The organism is Bacillus sp. FF-1 (assembly GCF_028548245.1).
GTDB lineage: Bacteria > Bacillota > Bacilli > Bacillales > Bacillaceae_G > Bacillus_A > Bacillus_A paranthracis.
In genome coordinates this window covers 572,711-596,908 of the sequence record NZ_JAQQGG010000003.1, presented here as the reverse complement: position 1 = coordinate 596,908, position 24,198 = coordinate 572,711, and the positions used below count along the sequence as shown (strand labels likewise).

Annotated in this window: 21 protein-coding genes and 3 other annotated features; of the genes, 14 read left to right on the top strand and 7 right to left on the bottom strand. The window is 36.4% G+C overall.

The window, feature by feature from the left end; genetic code table 11:
• Nucleotides 1-18: 18 nt before the first annotated feature.
• Nucleotides 19-1,044 carry a DUF4179 domain-containing protein gene (locus tag PQF83_RS13550; protein WP_000654751.1) on the top strand — a complete coding sequence of 342 codons (1,026 nt, stop codon included), beginning with the start codon at nucleotides 19-21 and terminating at the stop codon, nucleotides 1,042-1,044.
• A 27-nt stretch (nucleotides 1,045-1,071) separates the two neighbouring features.
• On the opposite strand, the gene PQF83_RS13545 is transcribed toward PQF83_RS13550, so the two are convergent.
• The 4 genes from PQF83_RS13545 to sspI all read right to left on the bottom strand — a co-directional run bounded on the left by PQF83_RS13545 (nucleotide 1,072) and on the right by sspI (nucleotide 3,794).
• The gene (locus PQF83_RS13545; RefSeq protein WP_000059260.1) at nucleotides 1,072-1,746 is read right to left on the bottom strand and encodes a CPBP family intramembrane glutamic endopeptidase; all 675 of its coding nucleotides are present in this window, start codon (nucleotides 1,744-1,746) and stop codon (nucleotides 1,072-1,074) included.
• Between the two features lie 266 nt (nucleotides 1,747-2,012).
• Nucleotides 2,013-2,726, bottom strand: a complete 714-nt coding sequence (locus PQF83_RS13540) for a CPBP family intramembrane glutamic endopeptidase (protein ID WP_001182128.1) — start codon at nucleotides 2,724-2,726, stop codon at nucleotides 2,013-2,015.
• Nucleotides 2,727-2,865: 139 nt separating this feature from the next.
• Complete coding sequence (locus PQF83_RS13535) at nucleotides 2,866-3,423, bottom strand: HD domain-containing protein (RefSeq protein ID WP_000554792.1); 558 nt, start codon at nucleotides 3,421-3,423, stop codon at nucleotides 2,866-2,868.
• 161 nt (nucleotides 3,424-3,584) lie between these two features.
• Nucleotides 3,585-3,794, bottom strand: a complete 210-nt coding sequence (sspI, locus tag PQF83_RS13530; protein ID WP_000009513.1) for a small acid-soluble spore protein SspI — start codon at nucleotides 3,792-3,794, stop codon at nucleotides 3,585-3,587.
• A gap of 82 nt (nucleotides 3,795-3,876) precedes the next feature.
• On the opposite strand from sspI, the gene PQF83_RS13525 reads away from it, so the two are divergent.
• The 5 genes from PQF83_RS13525 (at nucleotide 3,877) to PQF83_RS13505 (ending at nucleotide 10,708) form a co-directional block, all read left to right on the top strand.
• Nucleotides 3,877-4,674, top strand: coding sequence for a TrmH family RNA methyltransferase (locus tag PQF83_RS13525; RefSeq protein ID WP_001993769.1), 798 nt, complete (start codon nucleotides 3,877-3,879; stop codon nucleotides 4,672-4,674).
• A gap of 48 nt (nucleotides 4,675-4,722) precedes the next feature.
• Nucleotides 4,723-4,951: a binding site (T-box leader), on the top strand.
• 43 nt (nucleotides 4,952-4,994) lie between these two features.
• Nucleotides 4,995-6,029 (top strand): phenylalanine--tRNA ligase subunit alpha, encoded by a 1,035-nt coding sequence (gene pheS, locus PQF83_RS13520; RefSeq protein ID WP_000388219.1) that lies wholly within the window; start codon nucleotides 4,995-4,997, stop codon nucleotides 6,027-6,029.
• Between the two features lie 18 nt (nucleotides 6,030-6,047).
• Nucleotides 6,048-8,468: a phenylalanine--tRNA ligase subunit beta gene (pheT, locus tag PQF83_RS13515; RefSeq protein ID WP_000498166.1), complete on the top strand. Its 2,421-nt coding sequence runs from the start codon at nucleotides 6,048-6,050 to the stop codon at nucleotides 8,466-8,468.
• A 317-nt stretch (nucleotides 8,469-8,785) separates the two neighbouring features.
• Nucleotides 8,786-9,037: a binding site (T-box leader), on the top strand.
• Between the two features lie 52 nt (nucleotides 9,038-9,089).
• Nucleotides 9,090-10,481 carry an asparagine--tRNA ligase gene (asnS, locus tag PQF83_RS13510; protein ID WP_000432166.1) on the top strand — a complete coding sequence of 464 codons (1,392 nt, stop codon included), beginning with the start codon at nucleotides 9,090-9,092 and terminating at the stop codon, nucleotides 10,479-10,481.
• 92 nt (nucleotides 10,482-10,573) lie between these two features.
• Nucleotides 10,574-10,708 (top strand): YuzL family protein, encoded by a 135-nt coding sequence (locus PQF83_RS13505; protein ID WP_000039587.1) that lies wholly within the window; start codon nucleotides 10,574-10,576, stop codon nucleotides 10,706-10,708.
• Between the two features lie 39 nt (nucleotides 10,709-10,747).
• Here the strand turns inward: PQF83_RS13505 and PQF83_RS13500 are convergent, their stop codons facing one another.
• The 3 genes from PQF83_RS13500 to rnhC form a co-directional block, all read right to left on the bottom strand.
• The gene (locus PQF83_RS13500) at nucleotides 10,748-10,999 is read right to left on the bottom strand and encodes a hypothetical protein (RefSeq protein ID WP_000994756.1); all 252 of its coding nucleotides are present in this window, start codon (nucleotides 10,997-10,999) and stop codon (nucleotides 10,748-10,750) included.
• Entirely contained in the window at nucleotides 10,996-11,265 is a 270-nt protein-coding gene (locus PQF83_RS13495; protein WP_000925552.1) for a hypothetical protein, read from the bottom strand. The genes PQF83_RS13500 and PQF83_RS13495 overlap by 4 nt, the downstream gene beginning before the upstream one ends.
• Before the next feature lie 116 nt (nucleotides 11,266-11,381).
• Nucleotides 11,382-12,317: a ribonuclease HIII gene (gene rnhC, locus PQF83_RS13490; protein ID WP_000071600.1), complete on the bottom strand. Its 936-nt coding sequence runs from the start codon at nucleotides 12,315-12,317 to the stop codon at nucleotides 11,382-11,384.
• Between the two features lie 124 nt (nucleotides 12,318-12,441).
• Here rnhC and zapA point away from each other — a divergent pair, with 124 nt between their 5' ends.
• The 8 genes from zapA to PQF83_RS13450 all read left to right on the top strand — a co-directional run bounded on the left by zapA (nucleotide 12,442) and on the right by PQF83_RS13450 (nucleotide 24,173).
• Entirely contained in the window at nucleotides 12,442-12,711 is a 270-nt protein-coding gene (gene zapA, locus PQF83_RS13485) for a cell division protein ZapA (protein ID WP_000082701.1), read from the top strand.
• Between the two features lies 1 nt (nucleotide 12,712).
• Nucleotides 12,713-13,252, top strand: a complete 540-nt coding sequence (locus PQF83_RS13480) for a CvpA family protein (RefSeq protein WP_000565413.1) — start codon at nucleotides 12,713-12,715, stop codon at nucleotides 13,250-13,252.
• Between the two features lie 55 nt (nucleotides 13,253-13,307).
• Complete coding sequence (polX, locus tag PQF83_RS13475; RefSeq protein ID WP_000867555.1) at nucleotides 13,308-15,026, top strand: DNA polymerase/3'-5' exonuclease PolX; 1,719 nt, start codon at nucleotides 13,308-13,310, stop codon at nucleotides 15,024-15,026.
• 19 nt (nucleotides 15,027-15,045) lie between these two features.
• Nucleotides 15,046-17,406 carry an endonuclease MutS2 gene (locus PQF83_RS13470; RefSeq protein WP_000893726.1) on the top strand — a complete coding sequence of 787 codons (2,361 nt, stop codon included), beginning with the start codon at nucleotides 15,046-15,048 and terminating at the stop codon, nucleotides 17,404-17,406.
• A 195-nt stretch (nucleotides 17,407-17,601) separates the two neighbouring features.
• Complete coding sequence (locus PQF83_RS13465) at nucleotides 17,602-18,291, top strand: 23S rRNA pseudouridine(2604) synthase RluF (protein WP_000700756.1); 690 nt, start codon at nucleotides 17,602-17,604, stop codon at nucleotides 18,289-18,291.
• Between the two features lie 108 nt (nucleotides 18,292-18,399).
• Nucleotides 18,400-18,655 (top strand) — a binding site (T-box leader).
• A gap of 112 nt (nucleotides 18,656-18,767) precedes the next feature.
• A complete protein-coding gene (gene brnQ6 / locus PQF83_RS13460) occupies nucleotides 18,768-20,093 on the top strand; it encodes a branched-chain amino acid transport system II carrier protein BrnQ6 (RefSeq protein ID WP_000842647.1) in 1,326 nt (441 codons plus the stop codon).
• A 501-nt stretch (nucleotides 20,094-20,594) separates the two neighbouring features.
• The gene (gene isdC, locus PQF83_RS13455; protein WP_001226888.1) at nucleotides 20,595-21,320 is read left to right on the top strand and encodes a heme uptake protein IsdC; all 726 of its coding nucleotides are present in this window, start codon (nucleotides 20,595-20,597) and stop codon (nucleotides 21,318-21,320) included.
• 51 nt (nucleotides 21,321-21,371) lie between these two features.
• Nucleotides 21,372-24,173 (top strand): NEAT domain-containing protein, encoded by a 2,802-nt coding sequence (locus PQF83_RS13450; protein ID WP_157406503.1) that lies wholly within the window; start codon nucleotides 21,372-21,374, stop codon nucleotides 24,171-24,173.
• Nucleotides 24,174-24,198: the final 25 nt, after the last annotated feature.

Below are 24,198 nucleotides of genomic sequence, written 5' to 3'. Positions count from 1 at the left end.
AGAAAAGAGGTGAAGGAAATGAAAGATCCATATGAAATGTTAAATGATATAAAAATGGATGAGAATGAATATGAAGAGATTAACTTAACGCACATAGAGAAAAAGAAAATAAAAAAGCGAATTCACAAAAAAATAAACAAGAACAAAGCCCATACGAAACGGAATATAGCTATTGTAACAACGGCCGCGGCATTATTTATTATGATGATGACTGTAGATATGAGAAGGATGATTGCAGATATACCGTTAATCGGAAGTAAAATGGAAGACTACGTGAACAGTAGAGGAGAACCTTTAAAAGAATATAAAACGACAATAGGACAAACAGTTTATGATAATGGTGTAGAAGTACGATTAGACGAAGTGATGATAGATGAGGGACAGATTATTGTTAATAGTACGTTTAAGTCTAGTCAGGTCAATTTAGAGGACTCTTATCCTAGCCCTGATATTTATATAAATGGAAAACTGTTAAATGGCAGCGGTAGTGGCGGAGACAAAAAAATAAATGAATATACATATACATTTTTCTCAAATGTAGATTTAAAAGACGATGAAATGAATCCTCTAGAAATTCGTGGAGAATGTGATATACAAGTTGTGTATAGGGATATCTCTTTAAAAGAGGGGAATTCAATATGGAAAGGAGAATGGGGTTTTTCCTTTAAAGCATCTGGAGACAAATTAAAAGCTGAAACGAAAACAATTCCAATTCATAAGCATTTTAAATTAGAAAATGGTCAAAAAATAGAATTGGAAAATTTAAAAGTGTCTCCTATATCTACAAAGTTGAACTATAAGATGTTGAATGGAACAAAGGTAGATGTAACATTTATCGGGAAGGATCAAGATGGTAAAGAGTTAATACCACATTCAGGTCTTACCTTATCGAAAAATAGTTATTGGCGTTTTGAAAAACTAGAAAATAGTGTAACGAAAATTATACTGACGCCCGTCCTAACTTCTGGTGAAGAGGGAGAAAAGAAAACGAATTATCGAAAAGTGTTAACGGAAGAAGAGTTTGAAGTTGTTATAAAAGAGTAAAGAGAGGTATCGTGATGATACCTCTCTCTATCCTAAAAAGGCTAACATATTATTTATAATATGAAGTAATATAGCTGGAATAATGGATTTTGTTTTTTTACATAAAATTGCCATAAATAGACCCATGATGAACATACTAAACATCACACCAGTTGAGTATATATGACCTATCCCGAAGAGGAAACTAGACCCAAGTGCTGCAATCCAAAAGGGGAAGCGCTGTTGTAGGAAGTGAAGAATAATACCGCGGAATATAAGTTCTTCAAAAATAGGTACAAGTATAGCACCGCCTATTAGCAATAACAGTTTGTATTGTTTTAACATTTCTAGATCTAAAGCGGATGACTGTTCTTTTACCGCATCAGGAAAAATATTATTAATTATAAATATATCATTAACGATATGTAGTCCATAAAAAAGGATTATATAGATGTATGTGCTTACTTTTTTTAATGCTGTAAAGTTTAGTGTTGGGACAATTAAATTTCTTAACGGTTTATATGCATAAATTAAAATTAATAAAATGCACAATACAAATAAATGCCTTCCAAAAGTAGTAAGTGATTTTGCTAAAGCAATTTGTTTTGGATCGGTTAAACCGTCTGTATAAATAACGGTAGGAAGACCTATAAAGAGGTCAGCTAGAAATCCTGTTCCCCAAATCGCGAAAACGAGCGAAAATAGAAATTGCGAGAGTGACATAGGATGCTTTTGTGGGTAAGTTAGTTGCGTGGCTTGTATAATAGTGAATCACCTATCCTTTTATATTAAATAATTATATATAAAGATTATAGGATATTTATACAAAAAAGTCATCATTGTAGTAAAAAAGATATGTTAAAGCTACTATTTACAGACATTAATAATTTTATATAGATGTTCTGTACAAATGGTTTGTCTAAAAGTGTTAACAGAAGAGTTTATAATTGTGATAAAAGAGTAAAGAGAGGTATTGTGATACCTCTCTCTTAATGTAAAAAAGCGATTATGTTGGTTAAAATGTGTAATAGGATAGCTGGAATAATAGATTTAGTTTGTTTGTACAATAAACAAGCGAAAATTCCAGTAACAAATGCACTAAACATAACTCCCACAGAGTAGGCATGAGCAATACCGAAAATTAAACTTGAGAGGATTACAGCTATCCAAAAGGTAAACTTCTCTTCGAAAAAACGAAGAAGAATCCCTCTGCATACAAGCTCTTCAAAAATAGGGGCAAAAATCCCACTAGCTAGAAGTAAGAGAAGTGGATAGTGCTCTAGTGTTGAAAGTTGTAATGCATCAGACTGTTCTTGTACGGATGAAGGGAATAATTTATCTAGTACAAACATATCTACAAACAAGGTGATTACATAATAAATGAGAACATAGATGTACATCCGAAAAGATTTTAAAACTCGAAAATCGAATATAGGTAATACTAGTTCTTTCAGTGGTTTATATTTCTTAATAAATGCGATTAGTAAAAGTAAGGCAACTAATTCATAACTTACATTTTTTATAGAATCAAGCAAAAATTTATTTGTATTTGGGTTAATGTATCCGTATAACTCAATAGGTAAAAATGTAAGAATTATATTTATTAATGAGAGACATGGAAAGAGAATGAATAAAACTCCAAGAAATTGTAACCATGACATAGAGTATTTCTGTTCATTAGAAAGTTGTGTAGCGGGTTGCATTTGTAAAACCACCCCTTTATATTTATATATTTAATTATAAACTGTCTTGTTATCGGGGGTAACATTTAAATATTACATATAAAGGTGTATTTTTCATAAAATAATAAAAGAGGTATCACCCTATAGTGATGCCTCTTTCTCATTGATAACTATGTTCTGTTTTGTTGTTTGATTTCGATTGCTCTATTTGTAATTCACGCTCTACCAATCGGTCTAACTGTTGAATTGCTTTTAGTGCTTTTTCATAAGAAATTGTTCGATAATGATGCGCTCCGCCTGGTTCTTCATCTGCTTCGTCTGCCCATTTAATAATGTTTTGCAGAGATGTTCTTTCGATTTCTTGCTGTACTAAGAAAGAATCTGTATGAAGAAGAATTGCGATAGAAATTTCTTTTGCTAGTTTAGGGTGTTCTCCTAATCTAATAAGCAATTTATGAGCTCTTTCTGCTCCTTTAATTGCGTGTATATCATTCTTTTTATATAAATCATAGTCCCATTCGCCGCCTGTGTACCACGTATGATGTCCGATATCATGAAGGAAACCGGCTTTTGTCGCAGCATCGACTGAGGCGTGATGCTTTTTAGCTAAGTGAAACGCATGGTAAGCGACAGCGATCGCGTGGACCATCCCAGAACGATTTACGTATTTTTGTGTAATGTGGTGTTTAAAAATTTGTTCAAGCGTAATACGGTGCATAAAACATTCACTCCTTTTATCTAATGGTGTATATGAAGAAAAATCGATCGGTTTAAATGTATTTTGAACATTGTACTCCATCGAGTAGTGTTAGTAAAGTAGAAATGTTTAGGAGAAGAAAAAAATCACCTTAGCTTATGCAAAGGTGATTTTTAAATTGCTTATTTTTTTAATCCTTGCTCTAGTGTTTCTAACATTTCATGCTTTTCATTTTCATCAGCGTTTTTCCAAATGACTTCAAATAAGACACCAAGACCTGGAAGCATTTTCTCTTCACCGCTTTGAATTGCATCGACAATTGTTTCTTGTAATTGATCTTGTGTATTACCAGATACATTTGCTAATACAGCACCGCGTAAATTAAAACTCATTGTTTTCACCTCTTCTTCAGAATTGAAACTGACGTTAGTTTTTGTTCTTTTTTATGTAAATATGTATGAAAAATAGGCTATAATGATAAGACAAGAAGAGAGGGAAATACATATTATGAAAAACATTGATTCAGTACAAAATCCGCGTGTGAAGCAGTGGAAAAAGCTGCAAACGAAGAAAGAGCGCGATAAAAAAGGTTTATTTTTTGTAGAAGGATTCCATTTAGTGGAGGAAGCTTTAAAAGCAGGAGTTGTAACAGAACTTATCGTTTCAGATCAGACAGACCTTCCGAAAGATTGGACAGTTAATGATGTAGAAATGTATATCGTACCGGAAGCAATCGTAAAAGTACTTCGTGAAACAGAAACGACGCAAGGTGTATTTGCTGTTTGTGAAAAGCATGAGAAGGAAGTAGCTCTTGCTGATGGGAAGTTTCTTTTATTAGATGGCCTGCAAGACCCAGGTAACTTAGGGACAATTATTCGTACAGCTGATGCAGCTGGTATTCATGCCGTTGTGCTTGGAGAAGGTTGTGTTGATGTTTATAATAGTAAAGTACTCCGTTCTACACAAGGTTCTATTTTTCACTTACCAATTGTAAAAGGGAACTTAGAAGAATGGGTAGACAAGCTAAAAGAAAATAACGTTCCTGTATATGGAACAGCTCTTGAAAATGGAGTTCCGTACGGGGAAGTAACACCAGCTGGTAGCTTTGCATTAATTGTAGGAAATGAAGGAAACGGCGTACGCCAAGAAATTCTTGCAAAAACGGATCGAAACTTGTATATTCCGATTTACGGCGGGGCAGAATCATTAAATGTTGCAGTTGCAGCAGGGATTTTAACGTATTATTTGCAAAGCCCGGTTGCGAACAAATAAAAAACTTCTTATAATAAGTTGAAGTACATTATATTAAAAGTTAAATAACGAAAAACGTTGATAGAGAAGAGTAGCTTACAAAATCGCCATATAGGGAGAGAATGCCGTAGACTGAAAGCATTCTTATGGTAGACGGAAGTGAATTCACCTCTGGAGTTGACGCCAGGACCATGTATATGTAAAGGCGTTCCGGTCAGAATTGATCGTTATAACTAATGAGTGGGCAGACATGTTCTGTCAATTTAGGGTGGTACCGCGAATTTACCTCGTCCCTTTTTGGGAGCGAGGTTTTTTTATTTTTAAAATTAGGAGGGTTCCAAATGGAAGCACGTTTAAAAGAGCTAAAGCAAAAAGCGTTAGAGCTTATTGAAGAAGCGAAAGAGCTAAAAGGCTTAAACGACGTACGCGTAGCGTATTTAGGAAAAAAAGGTCCAATTACAGAAGTATTACGCGGCATGGGAAAATTATCAGCAGAAGAGCGTCCACGTATGGGAGCATTAGTAAATGAAGTACGTGAAGCGATTCAAACGCGTCTAGACGACAAAATCAGCAACTTAGAAAAAGCAGTAATTGAAGCGAAATTAGCAACTGAAACAATTGATGTTACATTGCCAGGTCGTCCTGTTGAAACAGGTTGTCACCATCCGTTAACAGCTGTTGTTGAACAAATTGAAGATGTATTCATCGGTATGGGTTATGAAGTAGCGGAAGGAACAGAAGTAGAAAAAGACTACTACAACTTCGAAGCATTAAACTTACCGAAAGATCACCCAGCGCGTGATATGCAAGATACATTCTACATTACAGAAGAAACGTTACTACGTACACATACATCTTCTGTGCAAGCACGTACGATGGAAAATAATAAAGAAAAAGGCCCAATTAAAATTATTTGTCCTGGTAAAGTGTATCGCCGTGATGACGATGATGCGACGCATTCACACCAGTTCATGCAAATTGAAGGTCTTGTAATTGATAAAAACATTCGCATGAGTGACTTAAAAGGTACACTGCAAGTATTCGTGAAAAAGATGTTCGGTGAAGATCGTGAAATCCGTCTTCGTCCAAGTTTCTTCCCATTCACAGAGCCATCTGTAGAGATGGACATTTCTTGTATGATGTGTCATGGCAAAGGTTGCGGCACTTGTAAAGGAACTGGTTGGATTGAAATTTTAGGCGCAGGTATGGTTCACCCGAACGTACTTGAAATGGCTGGTTATGATTCAAAAGAATATCAAGGTTTCGCATTCGGTATGGGCGCAGAGCGTATCGCAATGTTGAAATACGGCGTAGATGACATTCGTCATTTCTATACAAATGATGTACGTTTCTTACAACAATTCAAACGAGCGTAAGGGAAGGAGAGGATAAGTATGTTCGTATCATATCGTTGGTTACAAGAGTATGTAGATATTAAAGATGTAACGGCACAAGAACTAGCAGACAAAATCACGAAAAGTGGTATTGAAGTAGAAGGTGTTGAAGTATTAAATAAAGGTGTAAAAGGTGTTGTAGTTGGTCACGTATTAGAATGTGAAAAACACCCAGAAGCTGATAAGTTAAGCAAATGCTTAATTGACATCGGCGAAGAAGAACCAGTTCAAATTATTTGTGGTGCTGCTAACATTGCAAAAGGTTTAAAAGTACCAGTTGCAAAAGTTGGCGCTGTACTTCCTGGTAATTTCAAAATTAAAAAAGCAAAACTACGTGGTGAAGCTTCTCACGGTATGGTTTGTGCTCTTCAAGAGCTTGGCATTGATGGAAAGTTAGTTTCAAAAGAATACGCAGATGGTATCTTCATCTTCCCAAGTGACGCTGAAGTTGGTGCAGATGCACTTGAAATTTTAAACTTACATGATGAAGTACTTGAGCTTGGTTTAACACCAAACCGTGCAGATTGCTTAAACATGTTAGGTGTTGCATATGAAGTAGCTGCTATTTACGGCCGTGAAGTAAAACTTCCAGCTATCGACTTACAAGAAACAGCAGAAAAAACTGCCGATTACATTTCTGTAAGTGTAGAAGCGAAAGAAGAAAATCCATTATACATTGCAAAAATGGTGAAGAACGTAAAAATTGGTCCATCACCAATGTGGATGCAAACTCGCCTTATGGCAGCTGGCATTCGTCCGATTAGCAACGTAGTTGATATTACAAACTACATTCTAATGGAATACGGTCAACCGTTACATGCATTCGATTACGATAAATTAGGTTCAAAAGAAATCGTTGTTCGTCTTGCAAAAGAAGGCGAAAAAATTGAAACGTTAGATGATCAAGAACGTACGTTACAAAGCCACCACCTTGTTATTACAAACGGCACAAAAGCGTTAGCAGTTGCTGGTGTAATGGGCGGAGCGGATTCAGAAGTTACAAATGAAACAGTAAACGTTCTAATTGAGTCTGCATACTTTGCAGGTCAAACAGTGCGCCGTACATCAAAAGACTTAGGTCTTCGCAGTGAATCAAGTGCACGTTTCGAAAAAGGAATCGACCCAACACGTACATTTGAAGCAATTCAACATGCAGCTGCTTTAATGGCAAAATACGCTGGCGGTGAAGCACTTGAAGGAGTAGTAGAAGCTGACAACTTACAAGTACAGGAGCGTACAGTATCTGTTACTGCTGAAAAAGTAAACCGAGTATTAGGCACAAATATTTCTGCGAGTGAAATGGGTACAATATTCACAAACTTGAAATTCCCATTCACAGAAGTAGAAGGAACATTCCACGTGAATGTACCAGCACGTCGTCCTGATATTACAATTTCAGAAGACTTAGTAGAAGAAGTGGGCCGTCTATACGGTTATGACCACATTCCAGTTACATTACCTTCTGGAACAATGACTCGTGGTAAATTAACAGCAGCGCAAACGAAACGTCGTAAAGTACGTCGCTTCTTAGAAGGTGCTGGTTTATATGAAGCAATTACGTATTCATTAACAAGCGCTGACAAAGCGAAACAATATATGGTGGAGCCAAACGAAAAAGCGCCTGTAGCTCTTGCACTTCCAATGAGTGAAGAACGTAGCCAACTTCGTTTAAGCTTAGTGCCACAATTGTTAGAAGCAGTTTCATACAATGTCGCTCGTAAAAACGATAGCGTTGCTTTATACGAAGTAGGTTCTATCTTCTTACCGACAGAAGAAGGAGAACTTCCGAAAGAAGAACAACATCTTGCAGGTGTTATGACAGGGCTTGCTCTTCACCATGCATGGCAAGGTGAGAAAAAAGTAGTAGACTTCTTCGTTGTGAAAGGTGTACTAGAAGGTCTATTTGACGTACTTGGCGTTTCAAACCAAATCACATATGCACCAGCAAAACGTGAAGGTATGCACCCAGGTCGTACAGCTGACATCGTATTAGAAGGCGAAGTAATTGGTTTCATCGGTCAATTGCACCCAGAAGCAGAAAAACAATTAGATGTGAAAAATACATTCGTATTCGAACTATCTCTTGTAAAAGTATTCGGTGCAGACGCTGAAGAAACTTACTACTCAGCAATTCCACGTTTCCCATCTATGACACGTGACATGGCTGTTGTCGTAACGAAAGAAACAAAAGCTGGCGAAATGAAGCAAGTTATTGCTGAAGCTGGTGGAGAACTTCTGAAAGACGTAACGCTATTTGACTTATACGAAGGTGAAAAAATGGAAGAAGGCAAGAAATCACTTGCATTCTCTATGAACTACTTCGATGCAGAGCGTACGTTAACAGACGAAGAAGTAACAGAAGCACATAACCGCGTGTTAACAGCGGTAGAAGAGAAATTTGGTGCGGAGTTACGTAAATAATAAGAAATTGCCGGATCTATTCCGGCAATTTTTTTAGTGGATTGGTTGTCGGAAAATGTCGGTAAGTCGATATATTACAAAAATCGCCGATATATTTGGAGTTACGGTCGATATATTATAAAAATCGCCGATATATTTGGAGTTACGATCGATATATTATAAAAATCGCCGATATATTTGGAGTTACGATCGATATATTATAAAAATCGCCGATATATTTGGAGTTACGATCGATATATTACAAAAATCGCTGATATATTTTCCGACATCTTGCATCTTTCTCTCGAATGTAGTACATTAATTTTAGTTTAACAAAATGAAAGACGATGATAAGGAAAAGTAGTATATACTATAATCCAAAGCGAGTCAGGGACGGTGAGAGCCTGATGAGGCGGTATATGTGAAGAACACCTTGGAGTTGCTAACCGAAATTGAATCTTGTATTCAAGAGTAGACTTAGACGGGAATCCGGCCTGTTACAAACCGGGAAGTATGTATTACATACGAGTTAAAGTTGGTCTTTATGACAAATTGGGTGGTACCGCGAAGTTTAACCTTTCGTCCCTTTATGGATGAAAGGTTTTTTTGTATTTAAATATATCAGCAAAGGAGAATTTCACTATGGAAAACACATTAGTAAAAAGTCTGTATAGAGATACAGATAAATACGCAGGTCAAACAGTACAAGTATCAGGGTGGATTCGTAACTTACGTGATTCAAAAGCATTTGGTTTCATCGAATTAAACGACGGTAGCTTTTTCAAAAGCGTTCAAATCGTTTTCGATACAGAATTAGATAACTTCAAAGAAATTGCAAAGCTTCCACTTAGCTCTTCAGTTAAAGTAGAAGGTAAAGTAATTGTAACGCCTGGAGCGAAACAACCATTTGAAATTAAAGCAGAAAAAATTGATATTGAGGGCTTATCAGATTCTGATTACCCACTTCAAAAGAAACGTCATACGTTTGAATACTTACGTACAATTGCTCACTTACGTCCAAGAACAAATGCATTCTCTGCAACGTTCCGCGTACGTTCTATCGCAGCATTTGCGATTCACCAATTCTTCCAAGAGCGTGGATTCGTACATGTTCACACACCAATCATTACTGGTAGTGATACAGAAGGTGCGGGCGAAATGTTCCGCGTAACAACGCAAGATTTAAACAACGTACCAAAAGGCGAAGACGGACAAGTTGATGAATCAAAAGACTTCTTCGGCAAAGAAACAAACTTAACAGTAAGTGGACAGCTGAACGCTGAAGCTTATGCATTAGCATTCCGTGATGTATACACATTCGGACCTACATTCCGTGCAGAAAACTCAAACACAACTCGCCACGCTGCTGAGTTCTGGATGGTTGAGCCTGAGATTGCATTCGCTGAACTAGGTGACGTAATGAACCTTACAGAAGATATGCTGAAATATGCAATGAAATACGTATTAGAGCATGCACCAGAAGAAATGGAATTCTTCAACAGCTTCGTTGATAAAACAGTTCTAGAGCGTATGAACAACGTAATTAACTCTGACTTCGGTCGCATCACTTATACAGAAGCAATTAAAGTACTTCAAGAATCAGGTGCTGACTTCAAATACCCAGTAGAATGGGGTATTGACTTACAAACAGAGCATGAAAGATACTTATCAGAAGAAATCTTCAAACGCCCTGTATTCGTAACTGACTATCCGAAAGACATTAAAGCATTCTACATGCGCTTAAATGATGACGGTAAAACAGTAGCTGCTACTGACCTTCTAGTTCCTGGCATCGGCGAATTAATCGGCGGAAGTCAACGTGAAGAAAGAATGGACGTTTTAGTAGATAGAATTAAAGAATTAGGCATGAAAGAAGAGGACTACTGGTGGTACTTAGAACTTAGAAAATACGGCGGTACAAAACACGCTGGATTCGGTCTAGGTTTCGAGCGCTTCCTAATGTACATCACTGGCATGGCTAACATCCGTGACGTAATTCCATTCCCAAGAACTCCAGGTTCTTCTGAATTCTAAAATATGAAAAAAGCGAGAGGATTTCCTCTCGCTTTTTATTTTGTATAGTTTACTGCCTCGTAGCAAAAAGTAACGCGAAGGGGTGAATATAAATGAGTAAAAAAGTGAAAAAAGATCATTCAAGATCGGGCCTCGGTTCTCCAGAAGTAGAAGGACAAGGAACGACGACACATGAAACAGGTTCTCATAAAGTACCTTCATCTAATAAGAAGCAGAAACAAAGCTAACATAAAAAGGAGAGTCTTGGCGACTCTCCTTTTTATGTGTTACATCTTTTTATCATGAATCTCTTTTGTAATGTTATCTACATCTTTGTCTAATCGATCGAAATAGAAAAACCACAGTAAACTCATGAACACGTAATAGATGGCCATCACGCCAAGATTATCAGATATATTTTCAAATGTAGATTTAGTAGTGAAAAAAGCGCCCCAAATGGTAGAAATAGTGAGATAAGAAAGAGGACCTACGATGTGTACGAATGCATAAAGTACCTTTTTAACTTTTACAGCGTTCATATGAAAGACCGCCTTTTTCTAATCATACATTCAAGTTCCTCACAGAAGTGTTGTAGTTTTGCTGGATTATGTATTAACGAGCGAGCATCGTGTTTCCCGATAAACCTGCGGATCCGAAAGTTTAATAAGAAAGATCGGCCATAGCGCTCTATTAAATCGTTGAACTCTCGTTGTTCGCTTAGTAGATGAATGTTTTCCCTAATTTCGAACTGTCTTTCGTGTGGATTACCTAGTAAAATATTTAGAATCATTTGTAGAAGTAGCAATAGGGATCCCCTCCTATGTTAGAATAATCTGTATATTATAATTATAACAAAACTATAAGGATAATAGTAGGATGAAACAAAAAACAGGAGTTTGTAGGCTCCTGTTTTTGTCGATACTATTTTAGTAAGCGAAACGCCTTTTCCGTATTAGCAAAATGCAGTTTCACAAACTCAGGTAATCGTTCTTTACCAAGCTTTTGAATTAATTTAGCGGCGGCGATATCAACTTGTTTACCTGCACCTTTTGGAAGGGGCATACCAGCTTTTTTGCTTAGTTCGTTAAATTGTTTTACGAATGAGTAACGAGCTAAAATGGAGGCGGCGGCTACTGCTAAATGGACGCTTTCGCCTTTCGTTGCGAAGTAAACATTTTCACGTTGTACCTGTTTTTGTTTTGCTAAATATTTGTAGTATGTATCAGGCTGTGTGAATTGGTCGATTAAGACGCCTTCAGGTTTTATAGGTGCCATTTTAGCTAATAAGTTTGTAATAGCTTTATTATGTAGCAAAGCTTTTAGTTTACCTTGGTTGTTTCCTTTATCAAATAGCTCGTTATATTTTTCGTTATGAAGAACGAGAGAGCTGTAAGGAACAACGTGTAGAAGTTGTTTTGCAATGGCAGTAATTTGTTCGTCATTTAAGTTTTTAGAGTCTTTTACACCAAGTTCTTTTAGTAGTGGAATTTGCTTCGCATCCACATATACAGCAACGACTGTCATCGGTCCGAAGAAATCACCAGTCCCCACTTCATCTGACCCTACGATCGACATTGTACCGATGGAAGCAGGCGGTGCATAACGGTGTGAATCAACAGATCTTTTTACAGCTGTTTTCGGTGTTTGAGAGACAGTTTGCCAACGAGAAGCTTCTGCTTCAGCACGTCCACCTTGGAACATTACTTTTCCAGATTTATACGCTGTGATTGTGCAAGATGGCACTTTTGCCATGAAGATTCCGCCTTGTGGAGTTTTCGGGCTAAGCGAATGTTTATATTGTTGTTTCATGTCTTCAATTACTGTAGAATTTGTTTGAATTACGATAGAATTTGACATAATGGTCACCCCTTTTTTTATATTGTTATTTTTATCATATCGGATTGTTCTTTCTGTTTCCATATTATGAAGGTTCATGGTATGATAAACTTTAGGATTCTGTACGTGATTGGAGGCCGGTGAGTTGTCACAACAAAAGGGAAAGAAAAGTCGAATTAATGTAGAAATCTATGGTCAGCAATATTCAGTTGTTGGCGATGAAAGTACAAGTCATATCCGCATGGTAGCAGCGATTGTGGATGATAAAATGCGCGAACTCAATGCCAAGAATCCTTCGCTTGACACGAGTAGACTAGCGGTATTGACGGCGGTAAACGTCATACACGATTACATAAAATTAAAAGAAGAACATGAGAAATTGAAAGAAAGTATGACAAAAAAAGGAATGGAATAACATGATTGATATTATTATCATTTTACTGCTTGTTATGGGATTTTTCCTCGGCTTACGCAGAGGGTTTATTCTGCAACTTGTAAAGTTAACAAGCTTTATTATCGCATACCTTGTTGCATACTGGTACTGTAAAGATTTAGCGCCAGCACTTGCGAAATTTATTCCGTATCCATTTGATAAAAATGTATCTGTTCCAGAATGGATTGATGCAAATAATATTGAGACAGTATTTTATCAAGCGCTTGCGTTTATCATATTGTTTATTATCACAAAAATTGCACTTTCATTACTTGGTAATTTGTTAAATATGTTTGCAGAAATACCGGTTTTAAAGCAAGTAAATGCGTTTGCGGGGGCACTCCTCGGATTTTTAGAAGTATATATTATTTTGTTTGTCTTAATTATCATTGGAAACATTCTTCCGATTGAACAATTACAAACACCATTACAACAATCATCAATTAGCAAAATAATTGTAGACGATACACCGATTCTCTCTGAAAAGGTGAAGGAACTATGGCAGACAGGTAGCAGAGTATAACTTCTCTTTTTTCGGAAAGAGAAGTTTTTTTCTATGAAAGAAAGGCGGGACAATGATGAAAGTAAATAAAAAACAAGTTATCAAATTATTAGAGACAATCGGGCTTTTTATGGAACTAAAGGGCGCGAATCCATTTAAAATATCTGCATTTCGTAAAGCGGCAGCAGCATTAGAAAGTGATGATCGTAGTCTTTCTGAGATTGAAGATTTCACGAAGATTCCGGGCATTGGAAAAGGAACAGCAGCAGTTATTCAAGAATATATAGAGTCGGGAACATCTGAAGTATTACAAGAGCTTGAACAAGAAGTGCCAAGTAGCTTATTACCGTTATTAAAATTGCCAGGCCTAGGTGGTAAAAAGGTAGCTAAGTTATATAAAGAACTTGGTGTTGTTGATATGGAATCGCTAAAAGCGGTTTGTGAGGAAAATAAAGTACAAGCTTTAGCTGGTTTCGGCAAAAAAACAGAAGAGAAAATATTAGAAGCAATCGATCAAGTAGGATCTCGTCCAGAGCGTTTACCAATCGCGATGGTATTGCCTATTGCCGGGGAAATAGAGGAGAAATTGTCGAATATTGCTGAGGTAATTCGTTTCTCTCGCGCTGGTAGTTTGCGCCGTGTTCGTGAAACAGTAAAAGATTTAGACTTTATTATTGCAACGACAGAACCAGCTGCAGTACGTGAGCATTTACTACAATTTGATAATATGATTGAAGTAATCGCGAGCGGGGATACGAAAGTTTCTGTTCGTCTTCAATATGAATATGATATTTCAATTGATTTTCGCTTAGTAAAACCAGAAGAGTTTATTACAACTCTTCACCATTTCACAGGATCCAAAGACCATAACGTAAAAATGCGTCAAATCGCAAAAGATAAAGGCGAGAAAATTAGTGAGTACGGTGTAGAGAACTTGGAAACAGGGGAAGTGAAAACATTTGAGACGGAAGAAGAATTCTTTGCTCATTTCGGTCTTCCATTTATCCCGCCAGAAGTTCGTGAAGATGGAAAAGAAATTGAATTAATTAAAGAGTATCCAAACTTAATTCAGTTCTCTGACATACAAGGTGATTTACATATGCATACAACATGGAGTGACGGTGCTTTTTCTATTGAAGAGATGGTACAAGCGTGCCGTGCTCGTGGATATAAGTTTATGGCAATTACGGATCACTCACAATACTTGAAAGTAGCGAACGGTTTAACGAAAGAGCGCCTTCGTGAACAAGCGAAAGAAATTGAACGTATGAATGAAAAGTATCCAGACATTACAATTTTACGCGGAATTGAAATGGACATTTTACCGGATGCCTCGCTTGATTTTGATGATGAAGTATTAGCAGAACTAGATTATGTCATTGGAGCAATTCACTCTAGCTTCTCACAAGACCGTGAAACGATTATGAAACGTCTTCGTGCTGCACTAGAGAATAAGCATGTCACAATGATTGCCCATCCGACAGGACGTCTCCTTGGACGCCGTGAAGGTTATGATGTAGATACAGACTTATTAATCGAACTCGCAAAAGAAACAAATACAGTTTTAGAATTAAATGCGAATCCAAACCGTCTAGATTTAAGCGCGAAATTATTAAAACAAGCACAAGATGCCGGTGTAAAAGTAGCGATTAACACGGATGCTCATACACTTGAAATGTTAGAAGATATGGAAACAGGTGTAGCGGCAGCACGTAAAGGTTGGATTCAAAAAGATAACGTGATTAACACGTGGGATATTGAACGTTTATTAGACTATATTAAACGTAATAAGTAACACAAGGGGGACCTGCAACATGTTAGAAAGAACGTTGCGTGTATTAGAATATAATAAAGTAAAAGAACAATTACTTGAACATACAGCATCTTCACTTGGTCGTGACAAAGTGAAGCATTTAGTGCCGAGCACTGATTTTGAAGAAATTGTAGAGATGCAAGATACAACGGATGAAGCAGCGAAAGTCATTCGTTTAAAAGGTAGTGCGCCATTAGGTGGTATTACGGATATTCGCTCTAATGTGAAGCGTGCAAAAATTGGAAGTATGTTAAGTCCAAATGAATTACTTGATATTGCAAATACGATGTATGGTAGTCGCAATATGAAACGTTTCATTGAAGATATGGTTGATAATGGTGTCGAGCTTCCGATTTTAGAAACTCATGTCGCTCAAATTGTATCTTTATATGATTTAGAAAAGAAAATTACAAATTGCATCGGTGATGGCGGTGAAGTAGTCGATAGCGCAAGTGATAAACTGCGTGGTATTCGTACTCAAATTCGTACTGCGGAAAGCCGTATTCGTGAAAAGTTAGAAAACATGACGCGTTCTTCAAACGCGCAAAAGATGTTGTCTGACTCGATTGTAACGATTCGTAATGAACGTTACGTAATCCCAGTAAAACAAGAATACCGCGGCGTATATGGCGGTATTGTTCATGATCAATCAGCTTCTGGACAAACGTTATTTATTGAACCGCAAGTCATTGTAGAATTAAATAACGCGCTCCAAGAAGCACGTGTGAAAGAAAAACAAGAAATCGAACGCATCTTATTGATGTTAACAGAAGAAGTGGCAGTAGAAGCCGATATCGTTTTATCAAACGTAGAAGTAGTTGCAAATCTTGACTTCATTTTTGCGAAAGCTTTCTATGCGAAGCGAATTAAAGCAACAAAACCAATCGTAAACAATGAGCGTTATATGGATTTAAGACAAGCGCGCCATCCACTCATTGATCCAGAAATTATCGTGCCAAATAACATTATGTTAGGTAAAGATTTCACGACAATTGTTATTACAGGACCGAATACAGGTGGTAAAACAGTTACGCTGAAAACAGTTGGTATTTGTGTATTAATGGCGCAATCTGGTCTTCACATTCCAGTAATGGATGAGTCAGAGATTTGTGTATTTAAAAATATATTTGCTGATATCGGTGATGAGCAATCGATTGAACAAAGTTTAAGTACGTTCTCCTCACATATGGTGAACATTGTTGATATTTTAGAAAAAGCTGATTTTGAAAGCTTAGTTTTATTCGATGAATTAGGTGCTGGAACAGACCCGCAAGAAGGGGCTGCACTTGCCATTTCAATTTTAGATGAAGTATGTAATCGCGGTGCTCGCGTTGTTGCTACGACGCATTACCCAGAATTAAAAGCATACGGATATAACCGTGAGCAAGTTATTAATGCGAGTGTTGAGTTCGATGTAAATACATTAAGCCCAACGTATAAATTATTAATCGGTGTACCAGGACGTAGTAATGCCTTTGAAATTTCGAAACGTCTTGGATTATCTGATCGCGTCATTGATCAAGCTCGTAACCACATTAGTACAGATACAAATAAAATTGAAAATATGATTGCGAAGTTAGAAGAAAGTCAAAAAAATGCAGAGCGTGACTGGAACGAAGCAGAAGCACTTCGCAAGCAATCTGAAAAACTGCATCGTGAATTACAACGTCAAATTATTGAATTTAACGAAGAGCGTGATGAACGATTATTAAAAGCGCAAAAAGAAGGGGAAGAAAAAGTCGAAGCTGCAAAGAAAGAAGCAGAAGGCATTATTCAAGAACTTCGTCAATTGCGTAAAGCACAGCTTGCAAACGTGAAAGATCACGAGCTAATTGAAGCGAAGAGCCGTCTAGAAGGCGCAGCACCAGAGCTTGTGAAGAAACAAAAAGTAAACGTGAAAAATACTGCGCCGAAACAACAGTTACGCGCAGGTGATGAAGTAAAAGTATTAACGTTCGGTCAAAAAGGTCAATTGCTTGAAAAAGTAAGTGATACAGAGTGGAGCGTACAAATCGGTATTCTGAAGATGAAAGTAAAAGAATCTAACATGGAATACATTAACACACCAAAGCAAACAGAGAAAAAAGCAGTGGCAACAGTAAAAGGTAGAGACTATCATGTTTCATTAGAACTTGACCTTCGTGGTGAACGATTTGAAAATGCAATGGCGCGCGTCGAGAAATACTTAGACGATGCCCAGCTTGCAAGCTATCCTCGCGTATCAATTATTCACGGTAAAGGAACAGGAGCGCTTCGCCAAGGTGTACAAGATTACTTGAAGAAACATCGCGGTGTAAAAACATTCCGTTACGGTGACATGGGCGAGGGAGGCCTGGGCGTAACAGTTGTCGAATTAAAATAGAAAACAACGAAACAAAGGGGAAACCATTATATGTTTATGGACAAACTTGCAAAAGTATTGTTAGCTTGTTGCGGAATATTTTTGGTGATTGGGGTTATTTATTTAGTTGTTTTTGCGAAGTAAACGAGCGTCAATCGTGGCAGAGTAATATTGCCATAGATTGACGCTTTTAATATATATGAAAAGGAATAAGTTATGAAAATCAACCAATATATAAGCGAAGCAAATTCTTGCTCAAGACGCGAAACAGATCGCCTTATTAAAGCCGGGCGCGTAGCGATTAACGGCGAAATATGTACGCACGGTGCAATTGTAAGTGATGATGATGTAGTAACGATTAATGGACGGGTTATTGTAAAGGAAGAGAAAGAAAAGGTGTATATAGCCTTTCATAAGCCAGTTGGCATTACTTGTACAGCAGCTGATCATATTGAAGATAATATTATTGATTATATCAATTACCCAGAGCGAATCTTTCCAGTTGGACGATTAGATAAAGCGTCAGAAGGCCTTATTTTATTAACGAATGACGGTGCGATTGCGAATCAAATTTTACATGGTGATCATGAGCACGAGAAGGAATATGTTGTCACAGTCGATAAACCTTTTACGGATTGGTTTATTGATGAGATGTCCAGCGGTGTAAAGATTAAAGATGGAATGACGAAGCCATGTAAAGTGACGAGAGTGGATCAGTCTACATTTCGCATCGTTTTAACGCAAGGAATGAACAGACAAATTCGTAGAATGAGTCGAGCTTTCGGGTTTACTGTAACAAAGTTAAAGCGAGTACGCATTATGAATATAGAGCTAAATGAGCTTGAAGTTGGAAAGTGGCGGAGCGTTACAGCTGAAGAGTTAGAAATTTTAATAGGGCAGTTATAGGGAGGAAAAATTTTCTCCCTATATTTTTTTGTCAGAAAAAATAAAACTATTGATTTTTTAAAAAATAGCCCATATAATAAAAAACAACAAGTTTCGACAAGATATTTTATAAAAGTAATGATGAGGACATGAGTTGTTTTTTACGATTCTCAGAGAGGGAAGCCTTAGGCTGTGAGCTTCCTAATACGGAAAGACGAACTTACCACCTCTAAACTTCAAGAGTGAACTGCATGCATAATGCATTGTAATTCTTGGCGGATAAAACCGTTATCAATTTACACGAGCTATAAAATGAGCTTATTTCGTTATAAATTCATTTTATTAGAATAAGGGTGGAACCACGATTTCAACACTCGTCCCTTTGTTAGGGACGGGTGTTTTTTGCGTTCTTTTACGGGGAAGTATGCTTGAAAGAGGATATATGACGGATTTTAATTCAGAATATTTTGTTAAATTAAATTAGGAGGTTAGTAGAAATGAAATCATCTTTAAAGTTTTCTGAGATGTTTGCAATAAGTTTAATGTTATTTGCACTATTTTTCGGTGCAGGTAATATGATTTTTCCACCAGCATTAGGACAAGGCGCTGGAACAGATGTATGGATCGCATTGTTTGGTTTTATCGTAACAGGCGTTGGGTTGCCTTTATTAGGAGTTATCGTTATAGCCCTTAAGGGAGATATTAATGAGTTAGCAGGGCGTGTACACCCTATATTCGCACTAGTTTTTATTACTGCAATTTATTTATGTTTAGGTGTATTCGTAAGCGTGCCGCGTACAGGAACAGTTGCTTATGAAATGAGTGTTGCACCGTTCTTACCAAGTGAGATAGCTGGTCAATCGTACCCGCTTGTTATCTTTACATTTATTTTCTTTGCTGTAACTTTTTATTTAGCTTTAAACCCATCAAAATTAGTGGGCCGCATCGGTAAAGTATTAACTCCGATTTTATTAGCTGTTATTACAATTATTGTAGTGAAAGCACTTATTACACCGATTGGAGAATTTGGTGCACCGACAGAAGCATATAGTGCTCCGCTCTTTAAAGGTTTTATTGACGGATATTTAACTTTAGATGGACTTGCAGCACTTGTTTTCGGAAATGTTGTTATTCATGCTTTAAAAGGAAAAGGTATTACAAATAAAAATAGCATTGCAAAAGTAACAATTTTTGCAGGATTTATTGCAGCACTTGGTTTACTACTTGTTTACTTAGCGCTTGCTTATCTCGGAGCTTCTAGTGTCTCTCTTGGAATGGGAGCAAACGGCGGAATTATTTTAACAAACGTTGTAAATCATTTATTCGGTAGTTACGGAACTTTATTATTAGGAATCGCAATTTCAGCAGCATGTTTAACAACTTCAGTAGGGATTGTCGCAGCTTGCGGAGAATATTTCTCTTCTTTATTACCGAAGCTTTCTTATCAAAAAGTTGTTTTCATTTTCTGTGTATTAGCATTTATGGTAGCGAATCTTGGTTTAACTCAGTTAAATGCATTAGCATTACCAATCTTAATCGCAATTTACCCAATTGGTATCGTGCTAATTATATTATCACTGGTTGAAAACTATATTCGTCTTCCTTTAGTCATGTATGTAGGTGGTATTGTAGGAGCATTCATGATTAGCTTCTTTGATGGATTACACAATGCAAATCTTGAGATTGCAGCATTAACACCAATTTTAAATAAAATTCCATTATATAGTGTTGGGATTGGTTGGTTCGTTCCTGCTCTAGTAGGTATTGTAATTGGATATGTCATTTCATTGTTTCAAAAGCAAGAAGTTGCTGTAGAAAAATAGAGAAAAGAGGCTTTCTATGAAAGAAGGCCTCTTTTTTTGTAGAAAAAGCCACATATAAGGAAATTCAGATATTTAAAGTTTTATACGTAATATAGTTGACAAAAAAATTATGAGTAGGCTAAGATTGACTTAGTTGTGGAAATATTGGAAGGAAAGTGAGGAGTGAAAGGTATAAGGTTTTCTATAACAATATTATTTTTGTAGATAGAGGTGATCAAGTAGGAAGATGGATAGTTTTATTTTTTTTGAGATTCATTGAGAATGATAATCAACAAAATAAATAGAGACTTATGTTAAAATAAGAATCGCTCTTTATAAAGAATAGAGAGGGATATTATTTTTAACATGAATTGAGAATGATAATCAATGATATCTGTATTACATAAACAAATTACAATTAAATAAGGATAGAAGATTATTATTTTTTTCTAATATAATGAGAATAATTATCATTTTCAAAAAAAGTATGGATGAAAGATAAACAAGGAGGAAGTAAACCAAATGAGAAAGATTTCTGTATTACCCGCTTTTATTATAACGTTCGTATGTATGCTAGCTTTTCTTATCATGCCATATGGGAAAGTTTCAGCACAACTAGCTGACGGTACGTATGATATTAACTATGTCATTCAAAAAGCGGAAAATGATTCAGCTTCAATGGCAAATGATTATTTTGAAAAACCAGCTAAGCTAATTGTGAAAAATGGTGAGATGAGAGTGCAAATCCCGATGAATCATAGTGCTTGGATTACAGAATTTAAAGCACCTGAAAACGGGGATTTTGTTGATGCAAAAGTAGTTAGCAAGGACGAGGCTGCTGATAAAAGAACGGTTGAATTTAAAATTGATGATTTATCAAAACCATTAGGAGTAAAAATTCATGTTGTCGTACCAAGTGCAAACTATGACCACCACTACACAATTCGTTTTGCTTTTGATGCAAATGTAAAAGCTGTAGGTGGAGATAACGGCGCGGCTGCTACAACAAAAAACAATGATCAAACGAAAACAGGTACACAAGTCAAAGAAGAGAAAACAAAAGTAGAGAATAAAGAAACAACAAAAGAAGCGAACAAAGAAACAAATAAAGATACAAAAAATGAAAATGGTAAAGCTGAAAAAACAGATAATCCTAAAACAGGAGATGAAGCACGTATCGGATTATTTGCGGTGTTAATTCTTATTTCAGGTGTTTTCTTAATTCGTAACGTGAAGTTTAGTAAATAAATAAAAAGGAGCGTTATTTCATTGAACAGGTATCTTAAGATTGTTGTTGCTATGTTTTTAATGATATTTACATTCGTATCAACACTACAACCACTTGCAGTTCAAGCAGCTACTCAATTAGCTGACGGTGAATACTCAATCGGTTTTAAAGTTCTTAAAGACGCATCGGATGAAGTATCCATGATGAATGAATACTCTGTAAGTCCAGGAACTTTAAAAGTGAAGGATGGGAAAAAGAAAGTGTCCTTTACATTAAAAAATAGTTCATGGATTACGAAATTTGAAACAGACAAAGCAGGTCAACTTGTTGAGACAAATGTAATTAGTGAAGATAAAGAAACAGATACAAGAGTAGTAGAATTCAATGTGGAAGATGTAGAGAAGATATTAAAAGCGAAAGTAAAAGTAGATATTGATTTTCTGAACTACCATCATGAATATGATGTTCGTATTGCATTTGATCAAAATAGCATTACACCAATTCATGTAGAAAAACCAGATGAAAAAGAGGACCCAGCTAATAAGCCAGATCCAAATGAAACTACGGATCCAGGTCAGAAGCCCGACCAAAAGCCTGACCCAGATCAACAACCAAATTCTAACACAATTGAAGATGGTGCGTACAGCATTCCTTTCAAAGTGTTAAAAGATCAAACAGATGAAGAATCTAAAATGAATAGTTACATGGAAAATCCAGGAGTATTGAAAGTAGAAAATGGTAAGAAAAAAGCGGTTGTAACGTTAAAAAGTAGCTCATTAATTAAAAATTTCCAAACGGAAAAAGATGGTGCATTTGTTGATGCAAAAGTAGTGAGTGAAGATAAAGAAAAAGATACAAGAGTAGTAGAGTTTGAAGTAGCTGATTTATCGAAAAAACTTAATACAAAAGTATTTATTGAGATGGCATCAAGAAATTATAAACAAACGCATGACGTACAACTTGTATTTGAACAAGACAAATTGGAAGCTATTAAAAGTGAAGACAAACAACCAGACGGAGACAAACAACCAGACGGAGGTAAACAACCAGACGGAGACAAACAACCAGACGGAGACAAACAACCAGACGGAGGTAAACAACCAGACGGAGACAAACAACCAGACGGAGATAAACAATCAGACGGAGATACCATTAAAGATGGTGAATACAATATTGGTTTTAAAGTATTGAAAGATAAAACAGAAGAAATTTCAATGATGAATACGTACACGAAGAGTCCAGGAGTATTAAAAGTGAAAGATGGAAAGAAATATGTATCCTTCACATTAACGAATAGCTCATGGATTACAAAGTTCGAATTTGAAAAGAATAATTCATTTGTTGATGCAAGTGTATTAAGTGAAGATAAGAAAGCTGATACACGTGTAGTAGAAGTGGAAGTAGCTGATTTATCTAAGAAACTAAATGCAAAAGTGAAAGTAGATATTGATTCAATGAATTATCACCATTTCTATGATATTCAATTTGCATTTGATAACGATAGTATTCAACCGTTAGACAACCAAGGTGGAAACAACAATCAAGGCGGAAGTAACGACCAAGATGGAAACGATAACCAAGGCGAAAATGACAACCAAGGTGGAAACAACAACCAAGGTGGAAACAACAACCAAGGCGAAAATGACAACCAAGGTGGAAACAACAATCAAGGCGAAAATGACAACAAAGGCGGAAATAACAACCAAGGTGGAAACAACAACCAAGACGATAACACAGCAATTGATCCAAACGCTCTTAAAGACGGTGAATACAGTATCGGTTTTAAAGTGTTAAAAGATAAAACAGAAGAAATTTCAATGATGAACACATATACGAAGAATCCAGGTGTATTAAAAGTGAAAGATGGAAAGAAGTATGTATCCTTCACATTAACAAATAGCTCATGGATTACGAAGTTTGAGTTTGAAAAGAATGGTGCGTTCGTCGATGCGCAAGTATTAGGTACAAATAAAGAGAAAGATACAAGAGTAGTAGAAGTGGAAGTAGATGATTTATCGAAAAAGTTAAATGCAAAAGTGAAGGTAGATATCGATGCAATGAATTATCATCATTTCTATGATATTCAATTTGCATTCGATAAAGGAAGTATTAAAGCTTTAGGTAACCAAGGTGGAGATACTAATCAAGATGGTAATGGTAATCAAATCGGAAGCGACAACCAAGGCGGAAACGACAACCAAGATGGAACGAATAATCTAAATGAAAACCCAACAGTTGATCCGAAAAATTTAAAAGATGGTCAGTACGATATTGCTTTTAAAGTGTTAAAAGATAAGACTGAAGAAATTTCAATGATGAATCAATATGTTGTAAGTCCAGCAAGATTAACAGTGAAAGATGGTAAGAAGTATGTTGCAATGACACTGAAAAATAGTGACTGGATTACGAAATTCCAAACAGAAAATAATGGTGGATTTGCAGATGCAAAAGTAGTAAGTGAAGATAAGGCTGCCAATACAAGAGTCGTAGAATTTGAAGCTAATGATTTATTTGCAAAATTAAATGCAAAAGTAAAAGTAGATATCGATTCAATGAATTACCATCATTTCTACGACGTACAAATTCAATTTGATACGACGAAGATTGGCGCTGTAGGAACGGTAAAAGAAGAGCCAAAGAATGAACCGAAAAACCCAGTAACTACACCAAAAGTAGATAATGTAAAAACAGTAGGAACTCCTGATTTTAACCGAAATGCAGATGGTAAAAAGAAAAACGAAGCTACAAATAATGATTCGAAAAAAGAGAAAAACTCAAAAACTGCAGATACAGCACAACTTGGTTTATACATGATGTTACTGCTAGGTTCACTTGCTTTACTAGTTCGTAAATATAGAGCAGGTAGATTGTAATTTTTGGAGTCTTGATGCATGTTCG